Here is a 16,278-nt window from a genome sequence, read left to right as displayed (position 1 = left end):
CGGCACCACCAGGAGTCGGCGCTGCTCGCTAGTCGAGACTCGCGGCGATGGCGCGCAGCGCTTCCAGACCGCCGGCAGCGATAGCCAGGCCGTGGCCAGCTTTTCCGTCTTTGCCGCTTTTTTCAGCGGGGAGTTGCGCTTCGCTGGGGTTGATACGGATCAGAGTTCCCTTGAGGCGCTCGCCGAGCAGGCGCACGGTCGGGATGTTGGTGCCGGCGCCGACTTCGATGATCAGCAGGCGCTCGACGCGCCGCAGCCAGGCTTGCCGGCGGCGATCCTGGGCGTCGCTGCGCTGCCCCAGCCATCCCCAGTCGCCGAACATCAGGATGTTCGGGCGGGCGATTTTCCGGCAGCGGGGGCAGAGCGGCAAGTCGCCGGTCAGCAGGCACCGTTCTTCGTCGAGCTCGGGCTCGAAGTCGTCGGCGGGCCAGATGCTGTCGCGGTCGGCGCTACAGCCAGCGCTGCACTGCAGGTGATGGATGGAGCCGTGGCATTCGCTGATGCGCTCGTCGGGAAAACCCGCTTTCTGAAATTGCCCGTCGACATTGCTGGTGAATACGAAACTGCCATGCGCCAGCCTTTCGCCGATCCGGCGCAGGATCGCAAAGCCCTGCTGGGGAACGGTGCGTCGGTAGAGCTGCAGGCGATGCCCGTAGAAGCCCCAGGCGAGGCGGGGCTGGCGCTCGAAGGCGGCCGGATTGGCAATCTGCTCGAAGGCGATGCGCGCTCGACCGAGTGCCGGGTAGGCGCCCCAGAAACCCTGTGCGCCGCGAAAATCGGGCAGGCCTGAATCGACACCGATGCCGGCGCCGGCCGTGATCAGCAGGCCATCGGCCTGGGCGATCAGTTCCGCGCAACGCTGGTAGTCGCTAGGCACTTACAATCCGCGCGCCCAGGACGGTCGCAGTGGCGCGCCTTGCGGATCGGTGATAGCCTGCCGCAGCTGCTGCAGCAAGCGCCGCTTGTCGGCGCCCAGTGTGCCCTTCAGCACCAGCCAGTTCGACGCGTGGTCGCTGCGGAAAACCGTGCGTTTGAGTTGCAGTTGGTCGACAAAACTTTCCATTTCGACGAACAGCTCGTGCTGGCTGAGCGGCCGCCAGCCCGGGAAGCCGCCACGGAAACGTTCCTCGCCGAGGGGGAAGCTGAGCACCAGCGTCGCCAGATACTCGGGCTGCGTGGCATTGAGCAGGCGTGCCGAGTTCTCGGCGTGGCGCAGGGACAGCGCCGGGCCGGCGAGACCGTTGAGAATCATCACCGAGCGCGTGATGCCGGCGGCTCCGAGCTTGTCGAGCGCGGCGCGCGTCGATTCGAAAGTCTCGCCCTTGTTGACCCGTTCGAGGACTTCATCGTCGCCGGATTCGGCACCGACGTAGGCGATCGACAGGCCCGCGGCGGCCAGTTCGCGCAGTTCGTCGACCGATTTGCGGCGCAGATTGCGCGGCAGGCAGTAGCTCGATACGCGGCGCACGGCCGGCAGGTGCTGGCGGATGGCGTCGAGGACGGCGAGCAGGCGGCGCGTGGGAAGTACCAGGGCGTCGCCATCGGCCAGGAAGACGCGCCGGATCTCGCTGCCGAAGCGTTCGCCGCTGCGCTGTATGCTCTCCAGCACCTCGCTCTCGTCGCGCGCACGAAAGCGTTTCTGCGCCGCGGTGTACATTTCGCAGAAAGTGCAGTGGTTCCACGAACAGCCGTCGGTGATCGGCAGGATCAGCGACTCGGCTTCGCTGGGTGGCCGGTAAACAGGTTCGATGTAACGGATCGGGATGACGGATGGCATGGTATCGGGGAGCGCGGGAGCGGCAAGCAGCGAGTGATGAAGTCCATATTAGCCTGCTTTCGCCCTCTTGGTGATGGTCGCCAGGTGGCGATGGCGGTCTCAGCTCTTGCGCGCGCGGCGCGACGGTGCTTGCCCTTCCGGGCCGGAGCGCACCAGTGCATAGTCTGCGCTGCGCACTTCGCGCAACAGCATATCGGTCTCGTCGTTGCTGATGCCCAGCGATTCCAGGGTTTCGGCCGCCAGGCGCAGGCTGGCTTCGAGTGTCTCGGGATAGGCCTTGCTGACGCCGGCGCGCAGCAGGGCATCGCAGCTGGCCAGATCGCGCGCGCGGGCGACGATGCTCACCTGCGGCAGTTGCGAGCGGATCAGCGACGCGGCGCGGACGGCGGTGTGCCGCTGGTCGATGGTCAGCACGACCAGGTCGACGTTCTGCAAGGACGCAGCGATCAGTAACTGCGGGTCGGCGAGGTCACCGTAGAACACCGGATGACCTTCGGCACTCCATTTGGCGACCAATACGGCGTCGGTATCGAAGGCGACGTAGGAGATGCCGGTACTGGCCAGGATGGTCCCGACGGTGTGGCCGACGCGGCCATAGCCGCCGATCACCACGCGCACTGCCGATTCGCTGCCCTGCCCGGAGTAACGGAAGCTCGGGTCAACGCCGGTGGGCGGCACTGCGGTGTGTTGCGCGAGCCAGTTGCCGAGCTTCACCAGCATCGGGGTGAGCAACATGGTGAGTGAAATGACGGCCGCAGCCATGACGAATACGAGATCGTCGATGATTCCCAGCGCTTTGGCGGCGCCGAAGAGCACGAAGCCGAACTCGCCGCCCTGCGCCAGCAGGAAGGACACCTTCAAGGCGATGCGACGCCCGGTTCCGAAGCTCAGACAGAGCAGGTAGAGCACGAGGATTTTGATGACGATGATCGCCAGCACGTGCAGGCCGAACTTGAAGGGGTGCTGGACCAGCAGTCCCACGTCCAGCGACATGCCGACGGCGACGAAGAAGAGGCTCATCAGCAGCCCCTTGTGCGGCTCCATGCCGGCCTCGATTTGCAGGCTGTAGCGCGAGGTCGAGAGCATCATCCCCATCAGGAAGGCGCCCAGGGCCATGGACATGCCGGCATGGTGCATCGCCCAGGCGGCGATGAACACGGCGCCCATTGCCGCCAGCAGGAAAGCTTCGCGGTTGTTCTGGCGCGCCAGATGGTCGAGGATCCGCGGCACCAGATAGCGACCGCCGCAGACCACCAGGGCGACCATCGTCGCTGCCACGCCGAGCTGCTCCCACAAGGGCATGTCCTTGGGCAGGGGTCCGACGTCGGCGAGGACCGGCACCAGCGCCAGCAGCGGCACGATCGCCAGATCCTGCATCAGCAGCACGGCAAACGCTGTCTGACCGTGATGGCTGGCGATTTCGCCCTGATCTCTGAGCATCTGCACCACGAAGGCCGTGGAGGACAGGGCGAAGCTGAAGCCGATCAGCAGCGCCGTGCTCCAGCGGTGCTCGAAGAGCCAGAAGTAGCCGGCGATCAGCAAAGCGGACAGAACGATCTGCAGCGAACCGAGGCCGAAAAGGGTGCGCCGTAGATCCCACAGATGGCGTGGTTTCATCTCCAGGCCGATCAGGAACAGCAGCAGCACCACCCCGAGTTCGGTGAATTGGCGGACGTCGTCGACGCTGGTGGTAACGAAAGGCCCCGCCGTATGCGGCCCGACGATGATTCCGGTGACCAGCAGGCCAAGCACTGAACCGAGGCCGAAATGCCTAAACACGGTAACGGCGATCGCGGCGACGACCAGCAAGAGCACTGCGGAGTCAACGAAAGACTTGGGGTCCATGGTGCGCTGTCCGAGAACTCGGCCAAGTGGGTCGAGAGCCCAATACTAACGTGCTTTCGGCCTGCCGGCGCCCGCTCCGGTGGTGCTAAGATCACTCGCTTGGCCGGTTTGCCGCCTGCGGGCAGGGTGGGCCGTCGAGACTCACTGCATTGAGAAGGAGTGGCAGGTCATGAAGCACGAACACATTCTCGCCGGCTTGTTGCTGGCGCTTGCCCTATCGCCGTTGGCGCTGGCGCAAGGCAACTCGCAGTTACAGTTACCCAGTAGCGTGGATGATTATCGCGAGTTGAAGCGAGCGCAACGTGGCGGGCCTTGCGAGCGCTGTGGTGTCGTCGTCGGGCTACGTTCGGAGAATCGCCAGGCGTCGGGTCGTCGCGATCCGGCCAACGCCGCCCGCCAGAACCCCGCGTCGCCCACCGCGCACATGGTGACGACACCGGTTCTCGCTTCCGGCACAACCGTCAAGGATGCGCGCCTGGCGGCGGCGCCGGTGCTGATCTACGTGCTTACCGTTCGCTACGAGGACGGCAGTTTCGCTTTCCTTGAACAGAGCGACGAGCCGACGGTGCATAAGGGCGACCGGGTGCGGGTGGTCGAGGGCCGCGTCGAGCTACGCAACGACTAGCTGCAAGTTCAGTGGAATTACGTGGCGTTCAGTCGAAGTAGTTGCGTGCCGTCTGGAAGCGCTGTGCGTAGTAGCTGGCGGCCAGTTTATCGATGCGCACCTGGCCGCGAGTCGATGGGGCGTGCACGAAGCGATCATCGCCGATGTAGATGCCGACGTGCGAATAAGGGGCGTTGCCGGTGTTGAAGAAAACCAGGTCACCAGGGCGCAGCTCAGCGCGGTCCACCGGGCGGCCGTGACGCGCGATGTCGGCTGCGCTGCCAGCGACCCTGACGTCGGCTGCCTGTCGGTAGATGTAGCTGACCATACCGCTGCAGTCGAAGCCGGCTTCGGGGTTCTTGCCGCCGAAGCGGTAGTTGGTGTCGATCAGCCCGAGCGCGAAGATCACCACGTCCATGCCTTTTTCGCTGGCCAGCGGTCTGTCCGCCGAATTGCTCGCTCTTGGCGCGGGAATGCTGCCGCAGGCCACAAGCAGCAGTAATAGGAGACTTGCGACGAGGAACTGTAGTACACGCATGACGCACAGTATAAACTGCGGTTTTCAGAAATACGGAGATTGTCATGCATCTGAACGATCCGCGCCTGTTGCGCTCCGACTGCTACATCGATGGTCGCTGGGAAGCCGCCGACGATGGCCGAACGCTGGCCGTCATTGACCCGGCAACTGGTACAGCCATTGCCGATGTGCCGTTGATGACCGCTGTCGAGACGGTACGAGCGATCGATGCGGCTGCCGTCGCACTGCCGGAGTGGCGGGCAAAGACGGCCAAGGAACGCGCCGCGGCTTTGCGCCGCTGGTTTGACCTGATCCTTGAAAACACCGAGGACCTGGCGCAGTTGATGACTGCCGAATCCGGCAAGCCGATTGTCGAGGCGCGCGGGGAGGTGGCTTACGGGGCGTCGTTTGTCGAGTGGTTTGCCGAAGAGGGCAAGCGTGCCTATGGCGAGAGCATTCCAAGTCCGGCCGCTGATCGGCGCTTGTTGACCATTCGCCAGCCGATCGGCGTCTGTGCGGCGATCACGCCGTGGAACTTCCCCCTGGCGATGATCACCCGCAAGGTGGCGCCGGCGCTTGCCGCCGGTTGTACGGTGGTCGTCAAACCGGCCGAGCAGACGCCGCTGACGGCGCTGGCGCTGGCCAGGCTGGCGCACGACGCCGAACTGCCAGCCGGCGTGTTCAACGTGCTGACCGGCGACCCGAAGACCATCGGGGCAACACTGACCGGCAGCCCGGTGATTCGCAAGCTGTCGTTTACCGGCTCGACGGAGGTCGGTCGCCTGCTGATGGCGCAGAGCGCGCCGACGATCAAGAAGCTATCGCTCGAGTTGGGCGGCAACGCGCCATTCATCGTTTTCGATGATGCGGACGTCGATGCGGCGGTCGAAGGGGCGCTGATCGCCAAGTACCGCAATACCGGGCAGACCTGCGTCTGCGCCAACCGTTTTCTGGTTCAGGACGGCGTCTATGACGCTTTTGTCGCCAAGCTGGCCAGGCGCGTGCAGTCGCTGCGCGTTGGACCGGGAAGCGACGAAGGTGTCACGCAGGGGCCGTTGATCGACGAAGCTGCTTTGAGCAAGGTGCAGGCGCATATCGAAGACGCGCTGCGCAAGGGCGCGCGGGTGGTGACCGGCGGCAGTCGTCATCAACGTGGCGGCACTTTCTTTGAACCGACGGTACTTGCCGACGTGAGCAGCGATATGCGCGTTGCGCAAGAAGAAACCTTTGGCCCGGTCGCCCCGGTGTTCAGGTTTGCCGACGAGGCGGAGGCAGTGCACATGGCCAATGACACGGAGTTCGGTCTTGCCGCCTACTTTTACTCGCGTGACGTCGCGCGTTGTCTGCGCGTCGGTGAAGCACTCGAATACGGCATGATCGGCATCAATACCGGCCTGATTTCGAACGAGGTCGCGCCTTTCGGTGGTGTCAAGCAGTCCGGGCTGGGCCGCGAAGGCTCGAAGCACGGGCTTGATGAGTATCTCGAGATCAAGTACCTCTGCTTCAGTACCGTTTGACGCGTTGGCGGGAATTCCTCCGGTGACGATGCTGGTGGGGGGCGGCTGCGGTGATTTCACTGTCCTGCGCGAGCACGGATTTTCCGATCCGGACATCTGGGACATTGGCGCCGTGGCTGCCTTTTTCCCGATGTCGAACCGCATGGCGAACATGACATCGATGCGTGCGAACGACGAGTTCTTCCTGATCAGTCGCTTGCCGAAGGGGCCTGATCCTGGCCCTTCTCGCGCAAGGGGCGACGGGAGTTTCGTGAGTCGCGTACGCGACTTTCACATTAATCAGCCAGCCTCGCGATGCCTTGCATGCTGACCGCCGGTAGCCAGGCGGCAGCGCTGCCGCGGCCGGGGATCAGCGTCTGCGGTGCGATTTCGAGCAGCGGTGCGATGACGAAAGCGCGCAGGTGCATGCGCGGGTGCGGTACGCGCAGCCGCTGACTATCGACGGTCTGGTCATCGTAAAGCAAGAGGTCGAGGTCGAGGGTGCGTGGCGCGTGGTGATACTCGCGGCGGCGTCCAAAAAGACGTTCGATGGCGAACAGGGCGTCGAGCAGTTGCGGCGGCGTCAGGCGAGTGTGCAGGGCGGCGACGGCGTTGATGAAATCGGCCTGGCCGCGGATCGAGCGGTTTCCCACCGGCGCGCTGCGGTACAGCGACGACAGGCGCAGCAGTCGGCATTCGGGTACGTCGGCCAGCGCGCGACCGGCTGCACGGACCTGCGCCAGAGGGTCCGCCAGGTTGGCGCCCAGGGCGACGTAGGCCAGGTGCTCGTCTGTGCTGTCGGTGCGCGACGCGGCCGGCAGTTGCTTGGCTTCGGCGCTTCTTTCTGCCGGCTGCGCGGGATCAGCGCCCATTAGCGCTCATTAGCGCCGCGTCAGCGCGAGTCATTCCGCAGCGTTGGGGTTTTGCCCAGTGTCCTCGCTGGCGCGACGGCGCCGGCGACGGCGTTTCCTGGCCATTCCCGGTGCCGCCGGCAGGAGCATCGCCGCGCGGGCTTCATCGCTGGCATGCAGAAACTCGGTCCACCAGTCGCCGATCTCCTGCTCGACTTCGCCAGATTCGACGCGCAGCAGCAGGAAGTCGTAGCCGGCTTTGAAACGTGGCTGCTGCAGCACGCCGTAGGCTCGCTTTCCGGAGCGCTGTTCGAAGCGCGGCTGCAGAGCCCAGATGTCCTTGATGTCGCCGGCAATGCGTCGGGTGATGGCGAGCTTTTCGGCCTGTACGTGCAGGACTTTGTCCATGGCCAGGAAAAGTGAGGGGATCGCGGGTTCGCCGCTGTTCTTTAGCGGCTCCCAGGTGGCCAGGACCTGATGCCAGAGCAGCGTGGCGAAAAGGAAGCCCGGCGAGATCGGTTTGCCTTCCTCGACGCGCCGGTCGGTGGCCTCCAGGGCGAGCACCACGAAGCGTTCGCCGCGCGGCTGCTCGAGGATCACGTCGAGCATGGGCAGGACGCCGTTATGGAGCCCTTCTTCACGCAGGCGTGTGACGCAGCGCAGCGCATGCCCGCAAGTGAGCAGCTTGAGCATCTCGTCAAACAGGCGCGACGGCGGCACGTTGTCGAGCAGATCAGCCATCTCGCGGATCGGCCGCCGTGCCGCCGGGTCGATGGCCAGCCCGATCTTGGCCGCCAGGCGCACTGCCCGCAGCATGCGCACCGGGTCTTCGCGGTAGCGCGTCTTGGGATCACCAATCATGCGCAGGGTCTTCTGCTGCAGGTCGGCGACGCCGTGGTGGTAGTCGATGATGGTTTCGGAGCTGGGGTCGTAGTACAGCGCGTTGACCGTAAAATCCCGGCGCGCGGCGTCTTCCGACTGGCTGCCAAAAACGTTGTCGCGCAGCAAGCGGCCCTGCGCGTCGGTCTGTGCCTTGTTGCCGCCATGTGCACCGTCTTCGCCGTGATGGCCGCGGAAAGTGGTCACTTCGATGGTTTCCGCGCCCATGTTGACGTGCACGATCTGGAAGCGGCGGCCAATGATCCGCGAGCGCCGGAAGCAGCGGCGGACCTGCTCCGGGGTGGCGTTGGTGGCGACGTCGAAATCTTTCGGCGTTAATCCGGCAAGCAGGTCGCGAACCGCACCGCCGACGATGTAGGCCTGGTAGCCATTCTGCTGCAAGTCCTCGACAGTCTGCCGGCAGCCACGGCTGATCTGCTCCCGCTGCAGGCCGTGCTGGTCAACGGCGATCAGTGCCGGTTCGTCGCGCTTGTCGCTGCCTTTTCTTCCGAGAACGCGGGATATGAACTTGCGGATCATCGATCGATTCTTGGTCCTGTGTTGTGGTACTCCAGGCGCGGCATGATAGCCGATATTGCTTGCGCCATCAGCGATTGATCGGTGCTGCGCGTCAGCCCAGGAGGCTGACGACCGGCCAGCCGGCGGATTTGGCGTGCGCGCGCAGCGTCGGGTCAGGGTCTACCGCGACCGGATTGCTGACCTTGGACAGCAAGGGCAGGTCATTCTGCGAGTCGCTGTAGAACCAACTGCGCTCGAAACTTCCCCACCACAGGCCCATCGCTTCAAGCCAGGCCTCGACACGAATGATCTTGCCTTCGCGGAACGACGGTGTGCCGCGCGGCTGGCCGGTGAAGCGGCCGTTCTCGTGGGCAGGAATGGTGGCAATCAGATGCGCGATGCCGAGATTGCGGGCCAGGGGCGCGGTGACGAAACTGTTGGTAGCGGTGACGATGGCGCACAGTGCGTCGCTGTCGAGGTGCCGGCGAACCAGGGCGCGTGCCTTGCCACCGACGATCGGCAGGATGTGTCGGCTCATGAACTCGCCGAGCCAGGCGTCGAGAACTTCGCGTGGGTAGCGCGTCAGCGGCTGCAGCTGGAAATCGAGGAAGACTTCGATATCGAGCGTGCCGGCCTTGTACTGCTCGTAAAATTCCAGGTTTCGTGCTTCGTACAAGGCGCGGTCGAGAACCCCTTTGGCGATCAGGAACTGCGCCCATTCAAAGTCGCTGTCACCAGCGATCAGGGTATTGTCAAGGTCAAAAAGAACAAGATCCATGGGTAGGCCTTTCGGGCAGCTTAGAGCTGCAGTGGCGCCTGCAGGACTTCGCGCAGCAAGCTCAGGGTGAGCGGGCGTTTATGTTCCAGCGAGTAGCGGTCGATGGCCATCAGCAAGGCGCTCAGGCTGCGCATGTCGCGCGGTGCGCGCAGGAAAAGGTAGGCCAGAGCGTCCGGCGGCAGGGTCAGCCCGCGTGCCCGGGCCTGCTCGCCGAGCGCTGCCAGTTTCTCGGCGTCGCTCAAGGGTTGCAGTCGGTAGACCAGGCTGCTACCGAGCCGGGTACGCAGATCTTCGCGCAAGACGAGTTGTCGCGGGGGCACGCTGGCCGCCGCGAGGAGGCGTCCGCCGCTGGCGCTTAGGCGATTGATCAGGTTGAAAAGGCTGATCTGTCCGCAGGCGCTGAGTGCTTCGACGTTGTCCACGGCGTAGGCGCTGTCGTTCGGTGCGCATGGCGACATTCCCGACAGATCGGGGTCCACTCGCGCATCCGTGTACGCGGCTTCGCTGGCCTGTAGGAGGTGCGATTTACCGGCGCCGGCTTCACCGCAGAGAAAGAACAGCGGCTCGCGGTTGGCCGGCGCCAGCCAGGAGGCTAATCCGGTCAGCGCTTCACCGTTACTGCCAACGACGAAATTCTCGAAGCGGGGTCGCTCTTCCGGCAGCAGGTCGAGAATCAACTGGCGCATCTGGAGTAGTTCAAGCTTGCGGGTTTGCGGTGCGATCAGCACGCGGGAGGGCCATTTCGGATAAAATTCGGGATCGGGCAGATCGAAGTGGCCCATTCTACCACCACGTGGCATCTGCCAGCCTTGCTCGGGACGCGCTACAAGATGACTCTGGAATCTCTCTCCTATCGCGATGCTGGAGTTGACATCGACGCCGGTGATGAACTCGTCGAACGTATCAAGCCCTTTGCCAGAAAGACGCTGCGCGAAGGGGTACTCGGAGGCATCGGCGGCTTTGGCGCCCTGTTCGAGGTCCCGAAGCGCTATCGCGAGCCGGTACTGGTCTCGGGTACCGATGGTGTCGGCACCAAACTCAAGCTGGCATTCCAGCTGCGGCGGCATGACACGATCGGCATCGACCTGGTAGCGATGAGTGTGAACGACATTCTCGTACAAGGCGCCGAACCGCTCTTCTTCCTTGATTACCTGGCCTGCGGCAAGCTCGATGTCGGTACTGCGGCGCGCGTCATCAAGGGCATTGCCGAGGGCTGCGAACGGGCGGGATGCGCCCTGATCGGCGGCGAGACCGCTGAAATGCCGGGGATGTATCCCGAAGGCGAATACGATCTGGCCGGTTTTGCGGTCGGCATCGTCGAAAAATCGGCAATCATCGATGGGTCGACCATCATTCCGGGTGACGTGCTGCTCGGCCTCCCGTCGTCGGGTGCGCATTCCAACGGCTACTCGCTGGTACGCAAGATCATCGCCCGTTCCGGGGCTGATCTGGCGGCGCTTTTCGACGGCGAGCAGACGCTGGCCGATGCGGCGATGGCGCCCACGCGAATCTACGTCAAGCCACTCGTGGCATTGATGCAGGCGCTGCCGGTCAAGGGCATGGCGCACATTACGGGGGGTGGTTTGACCGGTAACGTGCCGCGCATCCTGCCGGACAATGTTCGCGCCGAGATCGTTCAGGCGGCGTGGCAGCGGCCGAAATTGTTCGACTGGCTGCAGCAGGAAGGCGGCGTCAGCGATGACGAAATGCACCGTGTCTTCAACTGCGGGATCGGCATGGTTGTCGTCGTTGCCCGCGAGGATGTACCACAGGCCATCAAGATCCTCAATGATGCTGGCGAAGCAGCGCTGGTCATCGGTAGCATCAAGCCGCGCGGCGAGGGCCAAGCGCAGACCACCGTAGCGTGAGTATGAGGGTGAGTGCTCGGTGCTGAGTGATCTATGAGCTGAGCCATGCTGGCCGAGCGTGCTTGGCGATCAGACCTTGATGTTGATCTTGACGTCGCCGCCAGCTTTTCGGCGGCCGCTTTTTGAACGGGTGTCGAGCAAGACGGGGCGCTTTTCCGAGCGCCGTTCCTTCTGCCGCCGCTCGACCGCTGCTGGCGGATTCTCCGCCTCGGTCGGCGTGTTTTCGGGAGCATCGTGCGGCTCGCGCCGCGGTCGCTCAGGGGCTGGCCAGGGCTGCTTTGGCAGCGCACTCGAAAGCTCGTTGTTGATGCCTTTGGCGCCGGTCACGGGTTCCGGTTTGCTGACGTCGTCGGATTCTCGCCTGATGTTCGCGACGGGCGGTACCACTTCAGCGGGAATTCTCATTGTCCTGCTCTCTCCTCCCCCCGTTAATTTTGCGGTTTCTCGATACAAGAGACCGCTACACAAAGAATCCGAGCGGCCTGCGGGCCATCAGCAGACAATCGGTCAACGGCAAACTTCAGGCCGAACTTTAGCACTGGTGGTCGGAGATTGGCGGCCGTATCGCTGCGATCAACTTCACGGATGGTGCCGCGGTCAGCGGCGGGCGGTGACCATCAGCGCCAATCTGACGCCCGGCTACGGCATGGGTGATGCGCTGAGCTTCCTTGAGGCGACTGCCGGGCGTGTTCTGCCGGCGGGCTTTGCGATCGACCATGCGGGTCCGTCGCGCGAGTTCCCGCTCTCGTCGTCGCTGGCGCTGCGGCTCAGCGGTTTTCTTTCGTAGCGCAGGCGAGTATGCTGTCAAGCTAAGTGCTTGGCGGTAGTGCGCCGGCTTTGTCTGCCGCAGAGAGGGTGCTCATGAATCTCGAGAAGGTGATTTTCGGTTTTTTTATCGTTCTCGCGGCAACGCTGAACTTCGGCTTCTTCATTGGCGATATCGATAATCCGATGCACCACCACATCTATGAGCTGTTTGCCGCGATTGTCGTCAACCTGATCGCCACTGTCCTGAAGTTCGGCGACCGCACGCAGATCGGCGCGGTGCACCTGTCGACCAGCCTGGTCGCTGACCTGCAACTGGTGGCCGCAGCCTGCGTATGGGCGATTGCCGTGCAGGTGACCGGCGAGGGAATGACCGCTTACGTCACTACCAGCGTCGTCTCACTCAGTGGTGGCGCCTTGCTGGCAAACTTCGTTTCGCTGGTGTTGCTGATTGCGGAAACGGTGATGTTGCGACGTTAGTGTGAAAATCGCGCAAGCGACTCAGGAAGCTCCCTGCTCCCCCCGCGGGGTGAGGCGGGGAATTCAGGGAGCATGCTCCCTGCCCGACGAACGATTCCGGCGTGCAAGCCGGAATGCGCACTGCAGGGGAAGAGGGGGGGACGGCCATGATTTTTGTGATCTCCGGCATCTCGACAGGTCATGACCGTTGATGGTGGCGCCGGAATGAACACCAGCATCTTCTTTCTGGCCCTGCGGCGGATGCGCGTGCCGCTGATCGTGCTGATCGTCCTCTATGCGGTGTCCACCCTTGGCCTGACGCTGGTTCCCGGCATCGACGAGCACGGCCGCCCGGCACCGCCGATGAGTTTCTTTCACGCCTTCTACTTCGTTAGCTACACCGCCAGCACCATTGGTTTTGGCGAAATTCCGGTGCCCTTTTCCGACGCCCAGCGGATGTGGGTCACGTTGTGTATCTTCCTCTCGGTGATCGGCTGGTCGTACTCGATCATCAGCTTGCTGGCACTGGTTCAGGACAAGGGCTTTCAGGAGGTACTGCGGAGCGGCCAGTTCGCGCGCCGGGTCAGGCATCTCGGCGAGCCTTTCTATATCGTCTGCGGTTGCGGCGAAACGGGTTTGCTGATCGCACGTGCGCTTGATCGCAGCGGCATCCGTGTGGTGGCGCTGGAGCGCAACGATGCGCGCATCCAGGAAGTGGAGCTTGAAGACTTCGCGGCGGATATTCTGGTCCTCTGTGCCGATGCGGCGCAACCGCAAAACCTGCTGCTCGCCGGTTTGAAGCATCGCAATTGTCGCGGCGTGCTGGCGATCACCGACGACGATGCAGCCAATCTCGCGGTGGCGATTGCCAGCCGGCTGGTCAATCCACGCTTGATGGTCGTGGCGCGCGTCGCCAGTCCTGCGGTCGAGCGCAACATGATGTCCTTCGGGACTCACTACGTGGTCAATCACTTCGAGAAGTTCGCCGACTATCTGGCGCAGGCGATTCATTCACCGAGCTGGTTCCGTCTGGTCGACCTGCTCACCGGGCTGCCAGGTCAGCCGCTCCCCGAGCGACACGATCCGCCGGTTGGTGACTGGGTGGTCTGTGGCTACGGTCTCTTCGGGCAGGCGGTGGTGCGCAATCTGGAGAGGCAGGGGGTGAGCCTGACGGTGATCGCTCCGGAGCAGAATTTGCCGGTCACTGTCCGTCACATCATCGGCCATGGCATGGAAGCGGAACCGCTGCGGCTGGCAGGAATAGAAACCGCGGTGGGCATCGTCGCCGGTGGCGACAACGATACCAACAACCTGTCGATCGCGATGACTGCCAAGGAGATCAACCCGGACCTCTTCGTCGTCGTGCGCCAGAACCGGGTGGCCAATGAGGTCTTGTTCGACGCTTACGATGCCGATTTCACCATGGTCCCATCACGGATCGTTGCGCGCGAGTGCATGGCGCTGATTACCTCGCCGCTACTGGCCCGCTTTCTCCGCCACGTGCGCGCCTGGCCGGACGGACGTGCCGCGATGGTCGCCAAGGAACTCGAGGAACTCTGTGTGCACCGCGTACCGCAGGTCTGGAGTGTTCGCTTGAACATGGCCGATGCGCCTGCGGCACACAGGTTGTTGATGATGGAGCAGATGCGCATCAAGCTGGGCATGTTGCGCCGTGATCCGTCGTCTCGCGAGGAGTTTTTGCCGCTTCTGCCGCTGCTGCTGGTGCGCGACGGACGCGATCAGGAGTTGCCGGGCGATGAAACGGCTTTGAGACCGGGTGACCAACTTTTGTTTGCCGGTACGCGGGCCGCCAAGGCGACGCAGAACCTGACGCTCGACAATCGCAATGCCCTCGAATACGTGCTGACAGGGCAGGATGCACAGGGCTTGTTGTGGCGCTGGTTCAATGCACGGAAGGCAGCCGGCGATCCTGGCAGCCGCTAGGGCTTGTTCTCAGGCCGCTTTTTTGTTCGGGCTGGGTCAGGGCCTTGGACAGGGCCGGCCGACCGGGCGTCAGCGCAAACTGCGAGCGTGGCGGATGGAATATGTGGAGCGGGCAGGAAAGCGCTGCAAACCTATGCTTGCGCAGGCTTTCCTGCTGCCTTTTCCTACACCGAGAATGACGAACCGCAACCGCAAGTAGTCGAGGCGTTGGGGTTCTTGATGACGAATTGCGAACCCTCGAGGCCTTCCGTGTAGTCAATTTCGGCGCCCACCAGATACTGATAGCTCATCGGGTCGACCAGCAGCGTGACGCCGTTCTTCTGCAGCGCCGTATCGTCGTCGTTGGCGACTTCGTCAAAGGTGAAACCGTACTGGAAGCCGGAGCATCCGCCGCCGGTGACGAAAACCCGAAGTTTCAGATCCGGATTGCCTTCGTCCTCGATCAATTCCTTCACTTTGCCGGCCGCGTTGTCGGTAAAAACGAAAGGCATGGGCATTTCAGTTGCTGCATTCATGGGTAGTTCTCCTGAAGCGGATATCCGAGACTGCTGACGGCGAAGTCAGCTACTTGAAGCCAGTTTAAGTTCCTGCGTCTTGGTGTCTGCCTGGTGCATGAGACGACTCTCGACAACAGCTCCCAGCTGAATTTCGATTTGACGGTATTCAACGTCACCTGTGACACGCGCATTGGGGAGGAGTTCCAGCGCGTCTCTGGCCACGATCGGGCCGACGACGGCGCCGTTGATTGCCGCGTGTGACACCGCGATGCTGCCCTCGACCCGCAAGCCGCCGCTCAATGATAACATTTTTGCCTTCCTGGCGTACCGTGAGCAGGAGCTCGAGCGCTCCCTTGAACTCCTGTGCGGGCGGTCAGCTTCGGTGCGTTGATGCCGAAGCGCTGGCGTAGGCGTTCGAGTTTTAGGGAAGCACCGCCAACTGCCACAGGCCTTCAGTTTCCGGGAGACCGAACATGATGTTCATGTTCTGTACCGCTTGTCCCGCGGCCCCTTTGACGAGGTTGTCGATGACCGACAGCACGACCAGGACCTTGCCTTGCTGCGGTCGATGCAGCGCAATGCGGCAGACGTTCGCGGCGCGTACCGAGCGGGTGTCGGGGTGCGATCCGGGCGGCAGGACGTCGACGAAGGCCTCGCCGCTGTAGCGTTCTTCGAAGAGCTGTTGAAAGTCGGCCTCGCTTTTGATGCGCGCGTAGAGCGTCGCATGGATACCCCGGATCATCGGCGTCAGGTGCGGGACGAAGGTCAGCCCCACTGGCTGCGCGGCCATGCTCGACAAGCCCTGCTGGATCTCGGGCAGATGACGATGCCCAGGGACGCCGTAGGCCTTGAAATTGTCGGCGGCTTCGGAAAAAAGCGCGCCTACCTCGGCCTTGCGCCCGGCCCCCGAGACGCCCGATTTGGCGTCGGCAATCAGTTGGTCGAGGTCCACCAAGCCCGCTTCGACCAGGGGCATGAAGCCCAGTTGGACGGCTGTTGGATAACACCCCGGGTTGGCCACCAGGCGAGCGTTACTGATGCCGACACGGTCGTGCTCGGGGAGTCCGTAGACCGCCTTCGCTACCCACTCGGGGCTGGCATGCGACATCCCGTACCAGCGCTCCCATTCGGCAACGTCCTTGATCCGAAAATCGGCCGCCAGGTCAATGACCCGTACTCCTGCATCAAGCAACGCTGGCGCCTGTGCCATCGCGACGCCGTTGGGCGTTGCGAAGAAAACGACATCACAACTCTGCAGATCCGCGCTGGCTGGATCGGCGAACTTGAGATCCAGCCTTCGCCGCAGGCTGGGAAACATGCTCGAGACTGCCGTGCCGGCTTCCGCACGCGAGGTGATGGCGATGAGCTGCACCTGCGGGTGTTGTGCCAGCAAGCGCAAGAGTTCGACACCGGTGTAGCCGGTGCCGCCGACGATTCCAACCTTGATCATGAAAGACTCCCGGATAGCCCGCAATCATA

At 63.3% G+C, this 16,278-nt stretch carries 18 protein-coding genes and 1 pseudogene; 7 read left to right on the top strand and 12 right to left on the bottom strand.

All coding sequences use genetic code 11. The features are described 5' to 3' along the window. Positions 1–28: 28 nt before the first annotated feature. From V5B40_RS07700 to V5B40_RS07690, 3 genes are all read right to left on the bottom strand, one after another. On the bottom strand, positions 29–877 hold the full coding sequence (locus tag V5B40_RS07700) for an SIR2 family NAD-dependent protein deacylase (protein WP_332353931.1): 849 nt from the start codon (positions 875–877) through the stop codon (positions 29–31). Then, positions 878–1,777, bottom strand: coding sequence for a radical SAM protein (locus V5B40_RS07695; protein ID WP_332353930.1), 900 nt, complete (start codon positions 1,775–1,777; stop codon positions 878–880). It lies immediately after the preceding gene. A gap of 99 nt (positions 1,778–1,876) precedes the next feature. Then, positions 1,877–3,622 carry a cation:proton antiporter domain-containing protein gene (locus tag V5B40_RS07690; RefSeq protein WP_332353929.1) on the bottom strand — a complete coding sequence of 582 codons (1,746 nt, stop codon included), beginning with the start codon at positions 3,620–3,622 and terminating at the stop codon, positions 1,877–1,879. 169 nt (positions 3,623–3,791) lie between these two features. Here V5B40_RS07690 and V5B40_RS07685 point away from each other — a divergent pair, with 169 nt between their 5' ends. Beyond that, positions 3,792–4,247: a hypothetical protein gene (locus V5B40_RS07685; RefSeq protein WP_332353928.1), complete on the top strand. Its 456-nt coding sequence runs from the start codon at positions 3,792–3,794 to the stop codon at positions 4,245–4,247. Positions 4,248–4,275: 28 nt separating this feature from the next. On the opposite strand, the gene V5B40_RS07680 is transcribed toward V5B40_RS07685, so the two are convergent. Further along, on the bottom strand, positions 4,276–4,644 hold the full coding sequence (locus V5B40_RS07680) for a C40 family peptidase (RefSeq protein WP_434735848.1): 369 nt from the start codon (positions 4,642–4,644) through the stop codon (positions 4,276–4,278). 164 nt (positions 4,645–4,808) lie between these two features. On the opposite strand from V5B40_RS07680, the gene V5B40_RS07675 reads away from it, so the two are divergent. Together V5B40_RS07675 and V5B40_RS07670 are read left to right on the top strand one after the other, a co-directional pair. Further along, positions 4,809–6,260 carry an NAD-dependent succinate-semialdehyde dehydrogenase gene (locus V5B40_RS07675; RefSeq protein ID WP_332353926.1) on the top strand — a complete coding sequence of 484 codons (1,452 nt, stop codon included), beginning with the start codon at positions 4,809–4,811 and terminating at the stop codon, positions 6,258–6,260. A gap of 43 nt (positions 6,261–6,303) precedes the next feature. Next, positions 6,304–6,465 (top strand): annotated as a pseudogene (locus V5B40_RS07670) (peroxidase-related enzyme); the annotation flags it as partial. 70 nt (positions 6,466–6,535) lie between these two features. On the opposite strand, the gene folK reads toward V5B40_RS07670, so the two are convergent. From folK to hda, 4 genes are all read right to left on the bottom strand, one after another. Then, on the bottom strand, positions 6,536–7,111 hold the full coding sequence (gene folK / locus V5B40_RS07665) for a 2-amino-4-hydroxy-6-hydroxymethyldihydropteridine diphosphokinase (RefSeq protein ID WP_332353925.1): 576 nt from the start codon (positions 7,109–7,111) through the stop codon (positions 6,536–6,538). A 30-nt stretch (positions 7,112–7,141) separates the two neighbouring features. Continuing rightward, complete coding sequence (gene pcnB, locus V5B40_RS07660; protein ID WP_332353924.1) at positions 7,142–8,509, bottom strand: polynucleotide adenylyltransferase PcnB; 1,368 nt, start codon at positions 8,507–8,509, stop codon at positions 7,142–7,144. Between the two features lie 91 nt (positions 8,510–8,600). Further along, complete coding sequence (locus V5B40_RS07655) at positions 8,601–9,266, bottom strand: HAD family hydrolase (protein WP_332353923.1); 666 nt, start codon at positions 9,264–9,266, stop codon at positions 8,601–8,603. A gap of 20 nt (positions 9,267–9,286) precedes the next feature. Further along, positions 9,287–10,048 carry a DnaA regulatory inactivator Hda gene (hda, locus tag V5B40_RS07650; RefSeq protein ID WP_332353922.1) on the bottom strand — a complete coding sequence of 254 codons (762 nt, stop codon included), beginning with the start codon at positions 10,046–10,048 and terminating at the stop codon, positions 9,287–9,289. A gap of 48 nt (positions 10,049–10,096) precedes the next feature. On the opposite strand from hda, the gene purM reads away from it, so the two are divergent. Continuing rightward, the gene (gene purM, locus V5B40_RS07645) at positions 10,097–11,134 is read left to right on the top strand and encodes a phosphoribosylformylglycinamidine cyclo-ligase (protein WP_332354168.1); all 1,038 of its coding nucleotides are present in this window, start codon (positions 10,097–10,099) and stop codon (positions 11,132–11,134) included. A gap of 69 nt (positions 11,135–11,203) precedes the next feature. On the opposite strand, the gene V5B40_RS07640 is transcribed toward purM, so the two are convergent. Further along, positions 11,204–11,539: a hypothetical protein gene (locus V5B40_RS07640; protein ID WP_332353921.1), complete on the bottom strand. Its 336-nt coding sequence runs from the start codon at positions 11,537–11,539 to the stop codon at positions 11,204–11,206. A gap of 205 nt (positions 11,540–11,744) precedes the next feature. Between V5B40_RS07640 and V5B40_RS07635 the strand changes: the two genes are divergently transcribed. From V5B40_RS07635 to V5B40_RS07625, 3 genes are all read left to right on the top strand, one after another. Continuing rightward, positions 11,745–11,921 carry a hypothetical protein gene (locus tag V5B40_RS07635; protein ID WP_332353920.1) on the top strand — a complete coding sequence of 59 codons (177 nt, stop codon included), beginning with the start codon at positions 11,745–11,747 and terminating at the stop codon, positions 11,919–11,921. Positions 11,922–11,995: 74 nt separating this feature from the next. Next, positions 11,996–12,379: a DUF6394 family protein gene (locus V5B40_RS07630; protein WP_332353919.1), complete on the top strand. Its 384-nt coding sequence runs from the start codon at positions 11,996–11,998 to the stop codon at positions 12,377–12,379. Between the two features lie 204 nt (positions 12,380–12,583). Then, positions 12,584–14,302 carry a potassium channel family protein gene (locus V5B40_RS07625; protein WP_332353918.1) on the top strand — a complete coding sequence of 573 codons (1,719 nt, stop codon included), beginning with the start codon at positions 12,584–12,586 and terminating at the stop codon, positions 14,300–14,302. A 164-nt stretch (positions 14,303–14,466) separates the two neighbouring features. Here V5B40_RS07625 and erpA read toward each other — a convergent pair whose 3' ends face one another. The 3 genes from erpA to argC form a co-directional block, all read right to left on the bottom strand. Further along, positions 14,467–14,817: an iron-sulfur cluster insertion protein ErpA gene (gene erpA / locus V5B40_RS07620; RefSeq protein ID WP_046532376.1), complete on the bottom strand. Its 351-nt coding sequence runs from the start codon at positions 14,815–14,817 to the stop codon at positions 14,467–14,469. A 45-nt stretch (positions 14,818–14,862) separates the two neighbouring features. Then, entirely contained in the window at positions 14,863–15,108 is a 246-nt protein-coding gene (locus tag V5B40_RS07615; RefSeq protein WP_332353917.1) for a bactofilin family protein, read from the bottom strand. 112 nt (positions 15,109–15,220) lie between these two features. Next, complete coding sequence (argC, locus tag V5B40_RS07610) at positions 15,221–16,249, bottom strand: N-acetyl-gamma-glutamyl-phosphate reductase (RefSeq protein WP_332353916.1); 1,029 nt, start codon at positions 16,247–16,249, stop codon at positions 15,221–15,223. Positions 16,250–16,278 lie beyond the last annotated feature (29 nt).

Source organism: Candidatus Accumulibacter meliphilus (assembly GCF_036625345.1).
GTDB classification, from domain to species: domain Bacteria; phylum Pseudomonadota; class Gammaproteobacteria; order Burkholderiales; family Rhodocyclaceae; genus Accumulibacter; species Accumulibacter meliphilus.
Note: the sequence above shows the minus strand (reverse complement) of the source record. Positions and strands in the feature narration are given on the sequence as shown.

Coding starts and splice junctions, on each gene's coding strand:
- V5B40_RS07695 (WP_332353930.1), bottom strand. CDS start 1,777: ATGCCATCCGTCATCCCGATCCGTTACATCGAACCTGTTTACCGGCCA.
- V5B40_RS07690 (WP_332353929.1), bottom strand. CDS start 3,622: ATGGACCCCAAGTCTTTCGTTGACTCCGCAGTGCTCTTGCTGGTCGTC.
- V5B40_RS07685 (WP_332353928.1), top strand. CDS start 3,792: ATGAAGCACGAACACATTCTCGCCGGCTTGTTGCTGGCGCTTGCCCTA.
- V5B40_RS07680 (WP_434735848.1), bottom strand. CDS start 4,644: ATGGACGTGGTGATCTTCGCGCTCGGGCTGATCGACACCAACTACCGC.
- V5B40_RS07675 (WP_332353926.1), top strand. CDS start 4,809: ATGCATCTGAACGATCCGCGCCTGTTGCGCTCCGACTGCTACATCGAT.
- folK (WP_332353925.1), bottom strand. CDS start 7,111: ATGGGCGCTGATCCCGCGCAGCCGGCAGAAAGAAGCGCCGAAGCCAAG.
- pcnB (WP_332353924.1), bottom strand. CDS start 8,509: ATGATCCGCAAGTTCATATCCCGCGTTCTCGGAAGAAAAGGCAGCGAC.
- V5B40_RS07655 (WP_332353923.1), bottom strand. CDS start 9,266: ATGGATCTTGTTCTTTTTGACCTTGACAATACCCTGATCGCTGGTGAC.
- hda (WP_332353922.1), bottom strand. CDS start 10,048: ATGGGCCACTTCGATCTGCCCGATCCCGAATTTTATCCGAAATGGCCC.
- purM (WP_332354168.1), top strand. CDS start 10,097: ATGACTCTGGAATCTCTCTCCTATCGCGATGCTGGAGTTGACATCGAC.
- V5B40_RS07640 (WP_332353921.1), bottom strand. CDS start 11,539: ATGAGAATTCCCGCTGAAGTGGTACCGCCCGTCGCGAACATCAGGCGA.
- V5B40_RS07630 (WP_332353919.1), top strand. CDS start 11,996: ATGAATCTCGAGAAGGTGATTTTCGGTTTTTTTATCGTTCTCGCGGCA.
- V5B40_RS07625 (WP_332353918.1), top strand. CDS start 12,584: ATGAACACCAGCATCTTCTTTCTGGCCCTGCGGCGGATGCGCGTGCCG.
- erpA (WP_046532376.1), bottom strand. CDS start 14,817: ATGAATGCAGCAACTGAAATGCCCATGCCTTTCGTTTTTACCGACAAC.
- V5B40_RS07615 (WP_332353917.1), bottom strand. CDS start 15,108: ATGTTATCATTGAGCGGCGGCTTGCGGGTCGAGGGCAGCATCGCGGTG.
- argC (WP_332353916.1), bottom strand. CDS start 16,249: ATGATCAAGGTTGGAATCGTCGGCGGCACCGGCTACACCGGTGTCGAA.